An 18560-nucleotide genomic window follows, 5' to 3' on the forward strand; every position below is an offset into this window, starting at 1 on the left:
GTCTTAATCCTACTCTGGACTGGATATGTACTCTGACAGCAACCTTTGCAATTCACTGATAATCAAACCATTAATGTCAAAGAACGACAAATTTTAACACTTTTTAACAGGGGTTTTTTCAAAACACCCACTGCATAAAGCTATAGACTTGAAACCGAACAGCTGTACGGTTTACAACTGCCGGATATAAGCAATGTACGCAATTTTCCGGATAATAGTTCCCCCTCCACACCTCTTTTTTTCTTGTGCGTTTTATCCCCGCATCTCCTTCCACGCATTGATCAGCCCATTGGTAGAGGCATCGTGGCTGAACACATCCCCTTCGCCTTCGAGCTCAGGCAGTATATTTTTAGCCAGCTGCTTGCCCAGCTCCACGCCCCATTGGTCAAAACTGAAGATGTTCCAGATCACGCCTTGTACAAAGATTTTATGCTCGTAGAGGGCGATCAGACTGCCGAGGCTGCGCGGCGTGACCTGCTTCAGCAATAGGGAGTTGGTGGGGCGGTTGCCTTCAAAGACCTTGAAGGGCAAAAGCGCCTCGATCTCTGCTTCCGACTTCCCGGCAGCTTCCAGCTCTGCCCGCACTTCCGCTTCGGTTTTGCCCATCATCAGGGCTTCGGTCTGTGCGAAAAAGTTGGACAATAGCTTGACGTGGTGGTCACCAATGGGGTGGTGGGAAATCGCGGGCGCAATAAAATCACAGGGGATCAGCTTCGTGCCCTGATGAATCAGCTGATAGAAGGCATGCTGCCCATTCGTGCCGGGCTCGCCCCATATAATCGGCCCGGTCTGATAACCGACCGCCTTGCCATCACGCCCTACGTACTTGCCATTGCTCTCCATATTGCCTTGCTGAAAATAAGCCGGGAAACGGTGCAGGTACTGATCATACGGCAGAATAGCCTCTGACTCCGCACCGTAGAAGTTATTGTACCAAATACCAATCAGCCCCAACAGCACCGGCAGGTTATGCTCTAGTTCGGTCTCCCGGAAGTGCAGGTCCATCGCATGAAACCCTTCCAGCAGTTGCCGGAAATGCCCAAAGCCAATCGTACAGGCAATAGGCAGCCCGATGGCCGAGGTCAGGCTGTAACGCCCCCCTACCCAGTCCCAAAACCCAAACATATTCTCCGGGGCAATACCAAATTCTTTCACCCCGGCTTCATTCGTGGAGATGGCCACAAAGTGCTTCGCGACCTCTTCCTCACTGCCAGCCGCTTCCAGAAACCAGGAGCGGGCAGTGCGCGCATTGGTCATCGTTTCCTGCGTGGTAAAGGTCTTGGAGGCTATCATAAAGAGGGTCGTCTCCGGGTCGCACTGCTGCAGGGTCTCTGCCATATGGGTACCGTCTACATTGGAGACAAAGTGTACCTGCATACCGGGCTTCCAGTAGGGCTTCAGGGCCTCAGTGACCATCACGGCGCCCAGGTCAGAGCCACCGATACCAATGTTCACAATCGTGCGCAGGGGCTTGCCGGTATAGCCCAGGCGCTCCCCCTTCACCATCTGATTGGCGAAGGCTTCCATGCGGTCCAGCACGGCATTCACCTCCGGCATCACGTCCTTACCATCTACCATCACAGGCAGGTTGGTGCGGTTGCGCAGAGCAGTGTGCAGCACAGCACGGCCTTCAGTTTCATTGATGGGCGCCCCGGTAAACATCTCCCCGATGGCTTCCTCCAGCTTGCACTCGCGGGCCAGCTCCAGCAGCAGCTCCAGCGTTTCTTCCGTAATTCGGTTTTTCGAAAAGTCCACCAGCAGGTCCTCAAACTGTATAGACAAACGGTCAAACCGTTTGGGGTCATCTGCAAATAACTGCTTCATTTGAAGATCGCAGGTCTGCTCGTAGTGGGCTTCGAGTTTCCGCCAGGCTTGCGTTTGTGTAGGATTTTGTCGGTTCAGCATGGGCTATCGCTAATTTCTTGTTGGTTCTCAAATTATCGCGCCGTATCGGCTGCCCCAATATCGTACATAATTGTTAATCTAACATGAAGTTGGACAGAAAACCCCTATATACTTCTACCAAACCAAGCACAATCCCACCACTTCCCCATTTCCTACCCTCCCCGCCTAAACCCAATAGACTGCTTATTAAACACAAACCCCGTCTTATCCAACTTAAACGCAGCAACATCCTCATAAGTCAGCAGATTAGCAGGCGTACTAGCCCGCACCTCCGGCGACAGCGCCGCCAGACGAAGGTTATGGTTTTTAATGGCATCATTAACCACATTGCGCACCGTCCGGGCATTACCAAAGTACTTATCCCGATAGTCGTACAGGAAAGTCAGGTAATCACGCAGGTGCTTTTCAGCTTCCGGCGAAGGCACCACATTTTCTTTGCCCAGCATTTGTAACGCGATACGGTGCAGCTCCTTCGGCTTGTAATCTTCAAACTTCAGGATCTTATCAAAACGGGAATTCAGCCCCGGGTTGGCCTTGAGGAATGCCTCCATATTATCAGGATAACCGGCCACAAAGACGAAGAAACGCCCACGGTGGTCCTCCATTCGCTTGAGGAGAGTCTGAATCGCTTCATCCCCAAAGTCATTGCCGCCCCGGCTGATAGACAACGCATAGGCTTCATCAATAAACAGCACCCCGCCCATCGCCTCACCTATGCGCTCGGCCGTCTTAATCGCGGTTTGGCCCACATGGCCAGCCACCAGACCCTGCCGGTCCGTTTCTATCATGTGCCCGCGCTCCAGAACGCCCAGGGATTTGTATATCTTGGTAAGAATCCGAGCCACCGTAGTTTTGCCAGTGCCGGGATTGCCAATGAAAACAGTGTGCAGAAAAAAGCTATTGAGCACGTTCCGGTCCGTCTCCCGGTAAAACCGCACCAGGCGGACCAGTTCATTAATCTGCTCCTTGATGTTTTCCATGCCTACCAGGCGCCGCAGCTCGTCCAAAGAGTCCCGAAGCAGGGGCTCGTCTACCGGGATGTTGGGCAGCTGAATGCGGGTCTTAACTTCGATTTTGGCAACATCTTCGTACTCCACAAACGCCAGCTCATCGGCAGGCAGCGCCTTGGGGTCTTCTGAAGACATGACCCGCAGCCCCAGATTGATTTTCGATTTCTCGATAAGGTCGTACACAAACCGGGCATTACCGAACGACCGGTCACGGGTACGAAAAGCACTAATTATGATCTCGTCGATTTTCACTTTGGCTTCCGGGCTGAATCTTATGCCCTTTGCATCCGAAGCGACCTCAGCAATTCGCGACAGTTCTTGCGGTAGATAGTCTGCAAATTCAAAATAAAGCCGGAACCGGCTCTTCAGCCCAGGGTTGGAGTCCAGAAAATGCTTCATCTCCTTGGGGTAGCCCGCCACAATAACGACAAAGTCCTTACCTGCTTCGCCCGACATTTCCTTGACCAGAATTTCAATCACCTCCCGCCCAAAATCCTTGCTGTCGTCATTGGAACGGGCCAGCGCGTAGGCTTCATCAATAAAAAGGACGCCGCCCCGTGCTTTCTCAATGGCTTCCTTCACTTTAGGGGCCGTTTGGCCAATGTACTCGCCCACAAGGTCTACCCGGTCTACCTCATGTACATGCCCCTTCGACAACAGGCCCATCTTTTTGTAGAGCAGGCCCATCATCTGGGCTACGGTGGTCTTGCCGGTGCCCGGGTTGCCAATGAATACGGAATGGACATTAATCCGTTCTTGTTCTTCAAACCCGCGGTCCTTGCGCAGTTGCAAAAACTGAATGTAACGGGCGTGGTCTTTAACCTGCTTCTTGATGGCCTCCAGACCGATCAGGCCCGTGAGGTTGCTCATCACTTCCTCGAATGTCTTGTTCAAAGACTCATCTGTCGAAAGGAGGGCCGAAGACTGCTGATTGGGCAACAATACGCCAGAAATCCCTTCCTCAAAGTCTTCATCCACTTCAAACGGGATCACCGCCAGGAGCTTGTCCATGAAGATCAGTTCCGCCGTATAGCGGTCGCGCCGCCAGGAGCCTTTCACATTGGAGCCCCAGCCTGCCGTAATCCGGATGAGGTCATCGCGCTTATCAATGCGTTGCAGGCGCACCACCTGCCCCTTCAGCTCCCGGGCATCGTTGTAAAACTTGGTGAACAGCTCGCAGTGCCAGGATTTTTCCCGGAACAGGTTGCGCAGCACAATTTCTACGTAAATGTAACGGGTCTCCTCGCTGCTGAACGTCTGATAGTACAGGCGCTCGTCCTCAATCACATCATCGTAGGGCCCTTCGTACAACTTCAGGGACTGCACTTCCAGATAGGGGTTCTCTCCGGGCAGCGCATCCCGGCCGCCTTCCTCCACATAGAAGTACTTCGTGGCCACCTTCTCCCCTTCTATCCAGGCTTCCCAAAAATAGGTGCCCTTCTTCCAGAAAGCGCCCTCGGTCTTATTGCCCCAGCCTTCCCGGATGAACATAAGGTGGTCGTACTTGCTGACTTTGCGGCGGAAAGGCAGTGAACAGAGCAGCTTTGGAGCCTTTTTCATGGCGTAGCAGCGCAGCTCCACATCTACTTCCCAGTCTTTAACATCAAACAACTTGTTGTGGAAGGAGAGCTCAGCGTAGATATAGGTGGTCTCGTAACGGTCGAATACCTGCCGGTACTTCTTCTTGTTATCGGCCAGCCACTCCGTTGAAGCGTATACTTTTAGCTCCCGGAATTTGTAAGATTTAGTTGTGGGATTCGATATTTCCTCGGCCATTCGGCAATTAAACTTAAGTAGTTCGACAAAAGTAAGCGGAACATCTTCCGGGTCAAGGTGCCACAAAACCGGTCTTCAACTTCTTTTTGGTCCGGGTCTTAACTAACCGAAAATTACTGCGTTTACTTTGGCTGTCAATTAGTGAAACGACTAAAGATAAACAAATAGAGCATTTTTGATTTGTTTATCTACGTTGAAATGCAAATTTGGGTGCATTTTTTCCAAAAAAGTAAGTTTGCTGCATATAAAAATGCGCCCTGCCAAAACTTCGGCAGGGCGCAATCCAATCAACTATTAAATCAAAATCCAATTCTTATTTCACAACCACGAGGCGCCGGGTAATGGTGCCCAGCGGAGTAACGAGGTTGTACGTGTACATACCAGCAGGGAGTGCACTAACGTCTACAGTACGGTTGTGCTCGCCAGCTACCTGTGTGCCCAGGCTGCCCGCTTGTACCACCTGCCCGTTGAAGTTGCGGATTTCTTCCGTCACCTGCAGGGGCTCATTGATGCTGTACTGTACGGTCGCCTGTGTGCGTGCCGGGTTGGGCGCAATCAGGAAAGCGTCAAAAGCGGCATCTACTTCGCGGGTGCTCGTCACTTCGCCCAGTGGGAAAGTGGTACCGTCCGGCAGAGCTACCCATACGCCAAAGGCAGTCGGACCATCTGTATCGCCCAGTAAGCCGGTAGCAAATACCGTCGCTGCACCGCCTTCAAGTCCGGTCAGGTCTGCTTCGTAAGCTTTCACTGCTGTGCTGTTGTCATCGCCGGGCGTCACATTGAGCTGATAAGACGCCGCCGGTACATTCACATAGCCTTGATAGTCGCCGTAAGCTACATCGTCAAACAGCACGCCTCCGCTGCTTTGTACCGTGACATCCACCACCGGTGCATCTGTGGCACCGTGGTAAAGCAGCAGGTCTACGCCTTCAGCAGCAGCTGCGGTCTGCGCCATATCAAATACCGCCAGGTCAAAGGGCGTATCGGGATTGCCAACCCGACCGGTCGCCATGACGATATACTTACTTCCGTCCTCGAAACGAACGTCTTCGAAAACCGCAAGGGCTTCATCCGCCGATGTACTGTTCTCGCCGGCTACAGCCAGATCGATATCGGCACGCGTTGGCAGGTCTACGAATGGCGTAGCGCTGCGGTACGCAAAGTTATCCAGCAACAGATCGCCATTGGCATATACATCTACGGTAGGATCAGCAGAGTTGTGAATCACCTGTACCTGTGCCACCGGCGTGAAGCGGATCACGTCTCCAAGCGGTGAGAACGCAAGAAGGTCAAAAGGTGGCTCATCACCGAGCAGTCCGGAAGCAACAACCGTTGCACCAAAGCCTGCAAGGTCTTCAATGATTTCAGACTCGAAAGTCGCTACAAGGGCATCGCTGTCAGCCGGCGTTATTTCCAGATAGTAAGTCGCCGGATCAATCGGCAATACACCAGAGAAGGCTCCGTAGGCCAGGTCAGAGACCAGCTCTGCACCCAGGTCACGGGCAGTGACATCTACCGCCGGCGCACCAGGAGAACCGTGGAATACCGTCACATCCACCTGCTCAGGGTCATCAGAAAAGAGTACAGCTTCTGTATTGAGCACCAATTCAAATGGGTTATCTGCATCACCGGGGATGCCATTCGCAATCAGCACGTTAAACTTACCGTCTTCAAAGACCACCGGATCAGCAACATTGAACAAGATATCTGCAGGGATTTCACTATCTGCTGCCGCTACACCGATAGTCAGAGGGCTCCGGGTCGGGTAGTAAGTTGTGGCGCTCGTCGCGGTCTGGAATTCCAGATCTTCCACGATTTTAACTGCGTTGTTCACCCAAAGGTCGACATTCGCTGCTGCGGCTGCCGGAGAATTGTGGATGATTTGTACACGGGCGGCGGGTGTAAATTCGATAACCTGCCCATTGGGCAGAGCGGTGAGCAGGTTGAAGCCAGGATCTCCCCCTACAATACCAGAGGCAAAGACCACTGCGGCAATACCTTCTGTACCGATAAGATTTTGGATAAAGGTGCCGACCAGATCTTCTGCGCCTGCCGGGCGTACCTCCAGGAAGTACTGTGCTCCTGGCAGGTCCAGGTAACCATCGGTAAACTCACCGTAAGCCAAATCCGTGATGAATGGAGCTTCTCCGGTGTCACTGATGTCTACCGCCGGGGCACCCGGTGATCCGTGGAAAGCCATTACCTGCAGGGTTTCGGAATCGGTGCTGGCTTCGCGGCCCATAGCGCTTACCGCCAGACCGAAAGGATTGTCTGCGTCACCAACAATACCATTGGCAAAAACCACATAGGTCTCCCCGTTTTCAAACATAACTGGGAAGTTCACCAACGTGTCTGCTACCGACTCGCTATCGCTTAGTGCAATACCGATATTGATCATCGCTTCAGCTGGCAAAGTTTCGAAGGGCGTTGCGGTCTGGAATTCAAAATCGTCCAGCAGCAAACTGCCATTCGCATAAACGTCTACCGTCGGGCTGGGCGAGTTGTGGATGATCTGTACACGCGCTACCGCACTGACCGGGAAAGGCACCACCGTACCATCAGGCAGAGCCGCGAAGAGGCCAAAGGCAGGGTCTCCGCCCAGTATGCCGGAAGCAAAGACCGTAGCTGCACCACCTCCCAAACCTGAAAGGTCCGCTTCGAAAGTAGCAACGATGTCGGGGCTGCCTGCGGCACGTACGTCCAGATAGTACAAGCCCGGATCGGCTTCCAGGTATTCAGTGTAAGAACCGTAGGCGAGGTCTCCGATGATATTACCGATAGTTCGGATGTCTATATCTACATTTGGCGCGCCGGGCGAACCGTGCAGGGCAGCAAAGGCTACCGATTCTCCATCGCTGGCCGATTCCTGACCCATATCGTTCACATGCAGGGTAAAGGGGAAGTCGCCATCACTGACGATACCGCCGGCAGCAACAACATATGTCTTTCCGTTTTCAAAAGTAACCGGGAAGTTCACCAGCGTGTCTGCTGCTGAAGTACTGTTGTCGAGCGCTACGCCGATATTGATTTCCACGCCGGCATCTACAAAGATGAATTCAGACGCAGTACGGAAAGCAAAATCGTCCAGCAACAAGCCGCCATTCGCATAGATGTCGACTGTCGGGCTGGGCGAGTTGTGAATGACTTGCAGGCGCGCTACAGCAGTGGCAGGCAGCTCAACGACCGTACCATCAGGCAGGGCCGCGAAGAGGCCAAAGGCAGGGTCTCCGCCCAGTATGCCGGAAGCAAAGACCGTAGCTGCACCACCTCCCAAGCCTGAAAGGTCCGCTTCGAAAGTAGCAACGATGTCGGGGCTGCCTGCGGCACGTACATCCAGATAGTAGGTGGCTGGTGCTACGGAAAGGTAATCGGTGAAATTGCCATATTCCAGACCAGGCACGAGAGTGCCGACTGTCCGTGCATCTACATCAACGGCGGGCGCATTGGTGGAACCATGGTAAACATTAAGGTCTACCATGTCCATCATTTCGGCTGCAGTGCGGGCATTGGCATTCACGGCAAGATCAAAAGGCGTGTTCATGTCACCAACAATACCAGTGGCAACAACAGTGTAGTTCACACCGTCTTCGAGTGCACCAAGATTGAATGTAGCGATGACATCATCCACCGAGTTACTTGGAGATACTGCAACACCGACTTCAATATCAGCGCCCGCAGGGACTTCGAGAAAACCGGTAGCGGCACGGTAAGGCACGGCGGTGAGTTCAGGGAGCAGACCACCATTGACATAAACATCAACAACGGGACCAGCATTGGTCCCCGGCGTTGGCGAGTTGTGGATGATCTGTACGTTGGCTGTTTGGGCAAAGCTCAGGCATGCCAAAAGCATAGCCAGGCTTACCATGTACAACTTTTTCATGGATTGCTTTTTTAAGATTGGAAATTTAAAGGTTTGACGGGTGGACCGGCTTTTACCAGTGCCATGTCACATCGTCAATTAATCATCATTCACCCATACCAACATAGACCTAAAATTTATGTTCCTGAATCTGATGGCGAATCCGGCTTCAACTTGACCTTTTGCATATTGCTTGTCATTTCCACAAAAAACTTATCTTGCCCGACAACACTACACAAATCTTTCATGGCAAACGTCAAGCTGCAAGTCCCTACTCTCGTTAGCGATCTCGAACTCAACGGGAAGCGCCACTACAGCCTGCGCCCTTTATTCCTGGACTATCCACTGACGACCCACCGCCGGTATGAGCATGCGGTGGTGCAATACCAAAAAGAAATTAAAAACCTGTTCAAAGGCTTCAGCCTGAACCGGGACAATACTATGCAGCTGCTGTGGATGATGTTCCGCCCGGAGGTGCGCTACCACAAATTCCAGTATGAGTTCACCGTCGACCGGCAGTTTATCGCCGGGCAATACCCGGTAGCGGTCTTTACACTGCAGGGGATGAACTTCGTGTCTCTGCCCACCCTGAATAACTATATGTTCATTTCTGATGCGGATTCGCATACCGAATTTGAACAGGCCTGCCGCCGGGCTATCCGCAAACTGCTAAAGCAAATTAAGCGGGAAGAACAGGAAGCATTTGTGCCTCAGGATTACTTCTGCGGGGAGCGGGACTTCCTGACGGAGATCGAGGTCACAGTCAATATTGCACCTACTGCTTTTTCCTTCGATGCCCCGCCCAACGACTGGTTCCTGAGCAGCTTGCTGGATGATACGTCCTTCGACGGAGCAGTGGAAGCCGAAAAAACCGGTCAGGACCTCAACGCCCTCTACCCTGCCGAGCTCAACCGGGCTTATCATCAGGAAGAACGGGTACAGCAGCTCTATCAGCTGCTGTACCAGCCTGCACAGACGCCCGTCGCATTAGTGGGCCCGGAAGGCGTGGGCAAGCACACCATAATACAAGAGGTGGTCTGGCGGTACGAATCCGGCCAGTACGAAAAAAACAAGGCCACCCACCAACGGCTCTGGCACATTGACCCCACCCGGCTGATTGCAGGCATGAGCATCGTAGGCATGTGGCAGAAACGCCTGGAGTCTATTATCGAATTCATCCGGCAGCCCTCCGGACAAAAGGGCAATAGCGATAAAATGCTGGTCGACAACCCCATCGCGCTACTCCGCATCGGCAAGTCGGCACAAAATGACATGACCCTCAGCGATGTCCTGCGCCCCTACCTGGAAAAACGGCAACTGCAGCTGATCCTTATTGCTACGCCTGAAGAGTGGAAAACCCTGCAGGAAAAAGGCCGGCGTTTCAGCAATCTGTTCCGTGTGGTGCGCATGGAAGAACCGGACATGGAACGGGCGGTCCGCATCATCATTGAGAAGCGGCGGCAGCTGGAGCGCAACAACGACAATCAGATCAAAATCCAGGCCATTGAGCAGTTGCTAGCCATTCAGCGTAATTACCTGCGCAATAAGCCCCTGCCCGGCAGTGTGATCAAACTGCTGGAACAATTGGCAGTCAAACACCGCTACGGGGTCGTGGATGCGCCGGAGGTCCGGGAAGAGTTCCGCAACTTCAGCGGTCTGCAGGAGCATATCTTTGATGCCGCACACCCTATTGAGCCTCAGGCCATACAGGAAACGCTGGGGCAGGAGCTGGTCGGGCAGCCCGAAGCCGTCCGGGCACTGGCCGATGTGGTGCACCTGGTCAAAGCTAAGCTCAATCATCCGGGGCGGCCATTATCCTCTTTTCTCTTTATTGGCCCTACAGGTGTGGGGAAAACGCAGGCCGCGAAGGTGCTCTGCGACTACCTCATGGGCAGCCAAAAGCAGCTCCTGCGCTTCGATATGAATGAGTATATCGACAGCGGCAGCCTGCAACGGCTTATCGGGGACTACTACAACCCGGAAGGGCAGCTGACGGGTGCCGTGCGCTACCGGCCCTTCAGTATCGTACTCCTGGACGAGATTGAGAAAGCCCATCCGCTGGTGCTCGACCTGCTGCTGCAATTGCTGGATGACGGGCGGTTGACCGACAGCCTGGGCCGCGCGATCGACTTTACCAATACCATCATCATCATGACCTCCAATGTGGGCGCCCGGGAAGCTGGCACCCAACTGGGCTATACCCACTCTGATGACACACAGTCCCACGCCTACCGAAGGGCGATGGAGCAGCAGTTCCGGCCCGAGTTTATCAACCGCATTGACCATACGATTGTATTCAACCCGCTGAAGCCAGAGCATATCCTGGGCATTGCGCGCATACAGATCAAAGAGCTGCTCAAACGCGATGGTTTTGTACGCCGGGCCACTATTCTGAATATCAGTCAGGAAGCACTGGAATGGGTGGCGCACCGGGGTTTTGACCCGCGCATGGGCGGTCGTGCACTGAAGCGGCAAATTGAGCGCGACCTGACTGCCCTGTCCGCCGAGCAGCTCATCAATACCCATTCCGACCATCCTATCCTGATGGATATCATCCTCACAGATGGGCAGTTGCACCCACAAATCACCCTTCTTGAGTTTGTCGAGCCACTGGAAGAACGGTGGATGCCTGAACTGCCGGAAGAGACCAAAGGGAAAGGGTTCTACCGCAGGCTCATCCGTACCCTCGACCGCATGCTGGAGGAACTGGAAGCCTACGAGGCTGCCAATGAGGAAGATGGCCCCATCGTATACATCGACGGGCAGTCTGCCGGGCAGCTCGACTGGGAGTACCATCACTTCAAGTCTAAAGTCGTCGAGACCAAAGAAACCATTAATAACATCAGCCTGGCATTCCGGGACAGGTACTACAAGATCGGGCCGGCGATTCCGCTGCGAATGAAGTCGGTAAATATGGTGCCCCGCAGCGACTGGTCTACTAAAGGCATACGGGAAAACTTCAAGGATAAGCTGTTTCAGCAGGAAGGCATTAAGGAGATCAGTGATGCCTATCAGTATGCGAATGTGCAGTTTGACAGCCTGCGGACGGAGTTCCTCAACCACTTCCTGACAGTGGCGGTACTGCAACTACAGCAGCGGGCAGTGCTCCTCAAGCCACCGGGCAAGCTGCGGTTGCAGGTAGCGTCTTGTATTATCGGGCTGGGGCAGCCGGAAGTCGCCTTCTTACTAGACCGGTATATGGAACTACTGCAATTGCTGGACCTCTCGCCTGCCCGCAATGACGAAGCTCAGTACATTGATGTGGAAGGGTACGGATTGCGCGCTTTGCTGGAAGGGGAGTCCGGTATTCATCTGTTCTATACCACCAACCGGACGCCAATCCCAGTGAGTGTGAGCATAGATGGGCATCAGGACCCCGAGTACGGGCACCGGGTTGTAAGGCTGTACGATGCGGGGCACACGATAACTGACCTACGGACTGGTTTCGCCAATGCCGTAAATATTACTGCTGAGGAGTTCTTATTATTGGTCTATGCGGGTGTGCCTGCTCAGTTGCGCAAAGCACTTTACCCTTTATAGCCCGGAGCGGTTACCCTTTGACCACGGCTTTTTCCTGAAGAGCGGTGCACAAACGGACCACATCAGAAAAACGCCCGAGGTTTTGCTCCTTTTTCCAGAGCACGAAAGCCCCGTCCGGTTCTATTGAAACCTGCACGCCTTGGGAAAGTAAGAACACATTATCCTTGCTTTGTTTCACGGCAATATCAAAGTGCCGGAGTGCGCAAAGTAACAATTGAGCTTGGTTGGGTGCACCCATAATTTCATGCTTTAATTATGGCAGCTGAAACCAGTATCCTGACCATTTATAGTCTGGTTATCAAGTTTTATGCAGATTCATCTAAAGCAGACCTGAGTAGACATTTTGCAGCATGATTCGCTAAAGGTTAAGACTCGTCTTTTGTCCTATTAACGCTCACTTCCGCATAGCGTCTATTGTTTTTTGTTTGTTTACAGTTTAAAGAACTGCTCTGAAACTACTTAGGATACTCAAAAACCTGGCTTTAAGTATCGCAGCAATTTGTAAGATCCGTTCTAATGCAGGTAAGCCAGTAGTCAAATCTCTTTGCCGTTTTAATACAACAATCTATGATCATTTCTTCAGAAATAAAAACACATAGGCCTGTTTTAACATTTTTTCTGTTTTGTTGAATATCAATTGGTTACAACTTCAACAAAACGGCCCTTACAAACGGGTTGCCGCCTCTTTTTTGATGGCCAGCAGTGCTTTTTCAACGACCATGACTTCCTGCTGATTAACATAAGTAAGCAACATACCAGCCAGTTCGGCGGCATCAGATTTTGGGCCGGCTTTTTCGGCAATCAATGAAATGGCGTTCACCGCATCATCACGGGCGATCTTGATGATCTCCCAAAGCTGAGACGAGACATAAACCTGCTGGGTAATATTGTGCTCGTACTCCTGCTGCACGGCCAGGAGCAGCGTTACCCGCAGCTCGCCGCTGGACATCCCCGGTTTTCGGACGCGGAGCAGCAGGCTGGGCAGGGAAATGCGCTCACAGAACAACGACAAGCGCTCATAAGCCTGCAGGCGCAACGGAAGAGAAGACCGCTGTTGTTCCTGCTGTATCTTGAGCTGTTGTAGCTTCTGCTGATTTTCCATATAGGTCTTTAGCACAAAGTAAGAGGCCAGGAAGGTCAGTAATCCGGGAATAGTCAGTTTAACGATTTCGAGAAAGGTCTCCATAGATTGATTTTTACGCTTAGCAACAAAGGGAATAGGGACAGACCGTTTCTGAGGAGGTATCAGCTCCCGGAACAGCCCAATCGGGCTACAAAGCTACATAAAGGGCCGATCATAGCGGTAATCGCAAACCAAATACCGTGCACTTTTGTTGTGTTTGGTATATTTGGGCTTCGGCAGTAAATTTGCTGCTTGTAAGTCCGAAAATTAATCTTAAAATTAAATAGGTTGTCCTGATATGAGCGAAGTTAAAGTAGAACAGGCCCCGATTGCACTGACAGCAGGTGCGGTAAAGGCGCTGCACCAAATCAAACAGGAGCAGAAAATTTCTGATGACCACGGGCTACGTGTCGGCGTAAAAGGCGGCGGCTGCTCAGGGTTTTCTTACAAACTCGGCTTTGACCTCCCCCGGGAAAACGATAAGGTATACGAAGTGGCCGGCATCAAAATACTGATGGAAAAAGCCCACGGTATTTACCTCCTCGGCATGGAGATTGACTGGGAAGAAGGCCTGAACAACCGGGGCTTTTCCTTCAATAATCCTAATGCAACCGATACTTGTGGTTGCGGCACCTCCTTTTCCGCTTAATGAAATCATCACAATAATATAGTAAGAGCGTGTTGGGATTTTGCTTTTGGAGCGAACGCAGCCAAATTTTGTTCTGATCAAGGCGTGATGAGGGAGCATAGCCTTAGCTACGTGACCGAAGAACAACGAATAGCAGGACAAAATTTGGCAAGAGCAGCCCAAAGTGTAAAACCCCAACACGCTCTAAGGCCCCAAATTCATGTTCTTTTATGTGATTTGGGGTTTACTTTTCCTAATTTATGCGGTGAAATAAGCTAGAAATGTTGTTGGATGACAATATCATTTTATTCTCATGCATTTGGTCAACTTTCTGCACCCGCAAACGGTATTCTCATAGGGCATGAAGGGATGACCGTGTAAGCATTCTTCATTCCCAAAGCCCCAATCCAAGCAAAATAACGAATCCATTCAATTTTTAATCGATCAACTATTTATGAAAAAATTACTACTCCCTATTTTCGCTTTATGCCTGATGGCCTTCAGTGGCACAGCACAAACCGACACGCTATTCCAAGAGGATTTTGATGGTGGTATTCCAGACACCTGGACCATCAGCCCGGGCAATCCCGAAGGTGCCGTATGGCAGTGGTCGCCCGATGGCGCTGCTGATGTAGCCACTGTTGATGGTGAAACCGTCGAAGCACTCTTTTGGGGCACCGGGACCATAGAATCCCCGACTGCGTCTAACGGTGCAGCCATGTACAACTCTGATGTATATGATGGTGGTGGCACTGGCGTCGGTCAGGGTCCATTCCCGGGCACACACTCCGGTAGCCTGACTTCACCTGCATTCAGCTGCGAGGGCTTTGATACCTTGTACCTTGCTTTCCATCAGTTTGCACGTGCGAATGCGAACACTGTCTCTACTATCCTTGAGGTTTCAGTGGATACCGGTAATACATGGGTAGCCCTCCCAATCAATCCGGAAGTAGTAGGCAACGGCGGTACAGCCCGTACGGATCTTGAGTTGGTTGACATCAGCGAAGTAGCCGGTGACGAACCACATGTACAAATCCGTTTCACCTGGAACGGCCGCTATTACTACTGGCTGATTGATGATATTCAGGTGATTACGCCTATGGATCAGGAACTGGAAATGGGCGACTTCTTCTACCCACCTGCCAGCTTCTCTACACCGGTTTCTCAAGTAGCTGCAGACACCTTCGGCTTTGAAGTGGATATTACCAACTTCGGTAAGGAAATTGCAACTAATGTAGTCGTAAAGGCTAGTATCCTGGAGCGTATCACAGATACACAGACAGCGCTGCTATGGGAAGACAGCCTGGTCATTGCAGAATTCCCTCCTTTCTATCAGGATTCAACTATACAGCTTCCTAACCAATACGTACCAGATCTTCCATTGGGCGAATATGTCGTTCGTTATGATGTCTATTCACAGGATACGGATGATTTCAACCCGCGCAATAATGCCCAACAAGACGATTTCCGGGTTTCTTCCGAACTCTTTGCTAAGGAGCCAGCACTGGAAAGTGGCACCCGCCCCGGCACTCAGTCCGATTTCCAAATGGGTAACTTCTACCAGATAAGCCCCATTGCTACAGAGCAGTTCGTAACCAACGAAGTTTCGTTCGGTGGCTTTAAGAATGCAGCAGATGGTCCTATGGGTGGAGAGAACACCACTATCTTCCTTTACAAAGTCAGCGATGCAATAGATGCCAACTTTGATAATTTTGACACCAGTATCGAAACTGAAGACCTTGAGCAAATCGGCTTTGGATTCCACACCTTTGAGGATAACGAAGAGGGCGAACTGATTACGATTCCTCTGACCGATCTCGATGGTAATCCTATTCCACTCGAGCCGGGTGGTCGTTACTTCGTCGTTACAGAATGGGCCAATGAATCTACGGATGTATTCTCTGGTACTAATGATGACTTCATGTACTTCCAGATTTCTACCGTCGTGCGTACTTCTGAGTGGTTCCTTGGCGGATTTGGACCGGAAACGACCTCTGTAACTCGAATGAGCATTGCTCTGGCTTCCACCAACGATGACATTGAACTGCCGGAAGCAGCGATGAATATCTTCCCGAACCCGGTAGCCGTCAACGATCAGCTGAATGTCAACTTCGACCTGGAAGGCAACTCTCCGGCGATGCTGGTAGTGGCAGATCTCAATGGCCGCGTGATTCAACTGTTTGAGTACGAGCAGGGGCTGACCAACGAAACCGTACAAATCCCTACGGGCAAGATGGCAACAGGTACTTACCTGGTACGCCTAAGCACTGAGCAGGGCACGAAGACCATGAAATTCAACGTAGTGCGCTAAGCCTGCCTGAATTAACACCTACTGAAAAGGGCTGTCCCGGAGGTTTCCGGGGCAGCCCTTTTTTTGGTGATCGCTTCCTGGTTGATCAGTTTTGCAATACGACATGGGATAAATATCTTTTCCCAAAAAAAAACAGCGGCACTTTTCTAACCAGAAGTGCCGCTGTTATATTCACAATGCTGCTGCTCTACGCTTGCAGCAGCTAACCTTACATATTCTCAATAATCTCCGTACCGAACTCAGAGCACTTCAGGAGCGTCGCACCGTCCATCAGGCGCTCGAAGTCATACGTAACACGCTTCCGGGAGATCGCTCCCTCCACGCCTTTGACGACCAGCTCCGCAGCTTCGTTCCAGCCCATATAGCGAAGCATCATTTCACCAGAAAGAATAACAGAGCTGGGGTTGACCTTGTCGAGGCCCGCATACTTCGGTGCAGTACCGTGGGTAGCTTCAAAAATAGCACGGCCGGTGGTATAGTTGATATTAGCACCAGGCGCAATACCAATACCGCCTACCTGAGCGGCGAGTGCATCAGAAATGTAGTCGCCATTAAGGTTGAGGGTCGCAATGACAGAGTACTCTGCCGGACGGGTCAGGATTTGCTGCAGGAAGGCATCCGCGATGGAATCCTTGACCAGCAACGCACCGTTGGCCAGTGCTTCCTTTTGTGCCTTATTGGCCGCATCTTTACCCTGCTCCGCCGCGATCCGGTCGTACTGTGCCCAGGTGAACACCTTGTCACCGTATTCCCGCTCGGCCATTTCGTAGCCCCAGTCCTTGAACTTACCTTCGGTAAACTTCATGATGTTGCCTTTGTGCACCAGCGTCAGTGAAGGCAGCTTCTGGTCAAGGGCGTAATCAATGGCCGCACGCACGAGGCGCTCCGTACCTTCTACCGATACCGGCTTCACGCCAAGGGAAACCGTGTCCGGAAAACGGATTTGGGTCACCCCCATTTCTTCAATCAGGAATTTCTTCACTTTCTCCGCTTCGGGCGTACCGTTGAGGTATTCAATGCCCGCGTAGATATCCTCTGTATTTTCCCGGAAGATGATCATATCGATAGCTCCGGGGTTCTTCACCGGAGAAGGCACACCGGTAAACCAGCGTACCGGACGTACACAGGCGTAAAGGTCTAGCTTCTGGCGCAGCGCTACATTCAAAGAGCGGATACCGCCGCCTACCGGCGTGGTCAGTGGCCCCTTGATCGCTACCAAATAGTCTTTAATAGCATCGAGCGTCTCCTGAGGTAGCCATTCACCGGTTTGGTCAAAAGCTTTCTGACCTGCCAATACCTCTTTCCAGTGAATTTTGCGCTTCCCTCCGTAGGCTTTGTCAACCGCCGCGTCAAAAACCCGTTCAGCTGCTGCCCAAATATCAGGACCAATGCCATCACCTTCGATGAAAGGCAGGATGGGATCGTTAGGTACGTTTAGTTTTCCATTGTCAATGGTGATTTTAGATCCACTCATATTCTATTGTTCAGTTTTATTATTTGGTGACTGTAATTTATTCCAGCTTTTTTTCAGCGGTTCAAAGGTAAAAATTAAATACAAAAAAACAGATAGTTCTACCATTCGGAAAGCAGCAAAAGCTTGTAATTTAAGGGGCTGACCATAGACGAACGCCCAAATCGAACACGCGGTGTAGTTTTTTTTGCACTACGAGCGTGTTGAGATTTTATAATTTGGCTGCGTTCGTTCCAAAAGCATAATCCCAACAAGTCTCTAAACTCAAATTTAGTGACTTTGCCAGAACCATAAATCCTTGATTTTCATGACGAAACCGCTCCAAATATGCTCTAACCAGAAGCGCCCCTACCCTTTTACCGGTAGAGGCGCTTTTGATTTTTACCTGATTATAATCTCCAGATGTTGTTGGGTTCAACTTACGACTTCTGTCTCGCTCAAAATTCGCCGGGCAGCGTCCAAAATTGCGCTGTCCTCGAGTTTGACAATACCGCCGTTGGGGCCAGGCTGAATATGTGCATCCACTATGTCCCCATTCTCAAATTTTTTAGCCCCAAAATAGTTCCGGACCGTCTGTTCCTGAAGCCCTAATTCATGAGCTATTTTTTTTACGCTGCCGGTTGGGAGGCGGTGCTTGATCTCCCGCAACTCATCATAAGTAATGTGCATGGCTCTATCGTTTTGTGAAAGAATCGGATTTTCAATAGAAATGTACAAATTCTAACCAAACAAACCAACACAAAATCCAAGTATTCACACCTTTTTATTTTGAACATATTTTTTAAAACCGAATTTAAGAGCGTGTTGGGACTTTTGTCTTCTAGTCGAAAACTAACAATTTTTTGGTTAGACGAGGCACGAAAACCGGAGTTTAGCCTTAGCTAAATGAGGATTTTCGGGACGAAGTATAAGCAAAAAAGTGTAGTTTGCAGGCCGA

General features: G+C 51.3%; 10 protein-coding genes. 3 read left to right on the forward strand and 7 right to left on the reverse strand.

What is annotated here, in order from left to right; genetic code table 11:
• Positions 1 to 252: 252 nt before the first annotated feature.
• The 3 genes from pgi to RIC19_RS00790 all read right to left on the reverse strand — a co-directional run bounded on the left by pgi (position 253) and on the right by RIC19_RS00790 (position 8571).
• Entirely contained in the window at positions 253 to 1905 is a 1653-nt protein-coding gene (gene pgi / locus RIC19_RS00780; RefSeq protein ID WP_350175828.1) for a glucose-6-phosphate isomerase, read from the reverse strand.
• Positions 1906 to 2057: 152 nt separating this feature from the next.
• Entirely contained in the window at positions 2058 to 4691 is a 2634-nt protein-coding gene (locus tag RIC19_RS00785) for an AAA family ATPase (RefSeq protein ID WP_350175830.1), read from the reverse strand.
• 313 nt (positions 4692 to 5004) lie between these two features.
• A complete protein-coding gene (locus RIC19_RS00790; protein WP_350175832.1) occupies positions 5005 to 8571 on the reverse strand; it encodes a DUF4397 domain-containing protein in 3567 nt (1188 codons plus the stop codon).
• 225 nt (positions 8572 to 8796) lie between these two features.
• Here RIC19_RS00790 and RIC19_RS00795 point away from each other — a divergent pair, with 225 nt between their 5' ends.
• The gene (locus tag RIC19_RS00795) at positions 8797 to 12090 is read left to right on the forward strand and encodes an AAA family ATPase (protein WP_350175834.1); all 3294 of its coding nucleotides are present in this window, start codon (positions 8797 to 8799) and stop codon (positions 12088 to 12090) included.
• Positions 12091 to 12100: 10 nt separating this feature from the next.
• Here RIC19_RS00795 and RIC19_RS00800 read toward each other — a convergent pair whose 3' ends face one another.
• Both RIC19_RS00800 and RIC19_RS00805 read right to left on the reverse strand, forming a co-directional pair.
• On the reverse strand, positions 12101 to 12328 hold the full coding sequence (locus RIC19_RS00800) for a hypothetical protein (RefSeq protein ID WP_350175836.1): 228 nt from the start codon (positions 12326 to 12328) through the stop codon (positions 12101 to 12103).
• A 426-nt stretch (positions 12329 to 12754) separates the two neighbouring features.
• Positions 12755 to 13276 (reverse strand): DUF7935 family protein, encoded by a 522-nt coding sequence (locus tag RIC19_RS00805; protein WP_350175838.1) that lies wholly within the window; start codon positions 13274 to 13276, stop codon positions 12755 to 12757.
• A 235-nt stretch (positions 13277 to 13511) separates the two neighbouring features.
• Between RIC19_RS00805 and RIC19_RS00810 the strand changes: the two genes are divergently transcribed.
• Both RIC19_RS00810 and RIC19_RS00815 read left to right on the forward strand, forming a co-directional pair.
• Positions 13512 to 13862, forward strand: a complete 351-nt coding sequence (locus RIC19_RS00810; RefSeq protein WP_350175840.1) for a HesB/IscA family protein — start codon at positions 13512 to 13514, stop codon at positions 13860 to 13862.
• A gap of 433 nt (positions 13863 to 14295) precedes the next feature.
• Positions 14296 to 16152, forward strand: coding sequence for a T9SS type A sorting domain-containing protein (locus RIC19_RS00815; RefSeq protein ID WP_350175842.1), 1857 nt, complete (start codon positions 14296 to 14298; stop codon positions 16150 to 16152).
• A gap of 208 nt (positions 16153 to 16360) precedes the next feature.
• Here the strand turns inward: RIC19_RS00815 and icd are convergent, their stop codons facing one another.
• The gene (icd, locus tag RIC19_RS00820) at positions 16361 to 17626 is read right to left on the reverse strand and encodes an NADP-dependent isocitrate dehydrogenase (RefSeq protein ID WP_350175844.1); all 1266 of its coding nucleotides are present in this window, start codon (positions 17624 to 17626) and stop codon (positions 16361 to 16363) included.
• 411 nt (positions 17627 to 18037) lie between these two features.
• Complete coding sequence (locus RIC19_RS00825; RefSeq protein WP_350175845.1) at positions 18038 to 18292, reverse strand: DNA-binding protein; 255 nt, start codon at positions 18290 to 18292, stop codon at positions 18038 to 18040.
• Between the last annotated feature and the right edge of the window lie 268 nt (positions 18293 to 18560).

Origin of the sequence: Phaeodactylibacter sp. (assembly GCF_040219495.1) — a bacterium.
Classification (GTDB): Bacteria; Bacteroidota; Bacteroidia; order Chitinophagales; family Saprospiraceae; genus Phaeodactylibacter.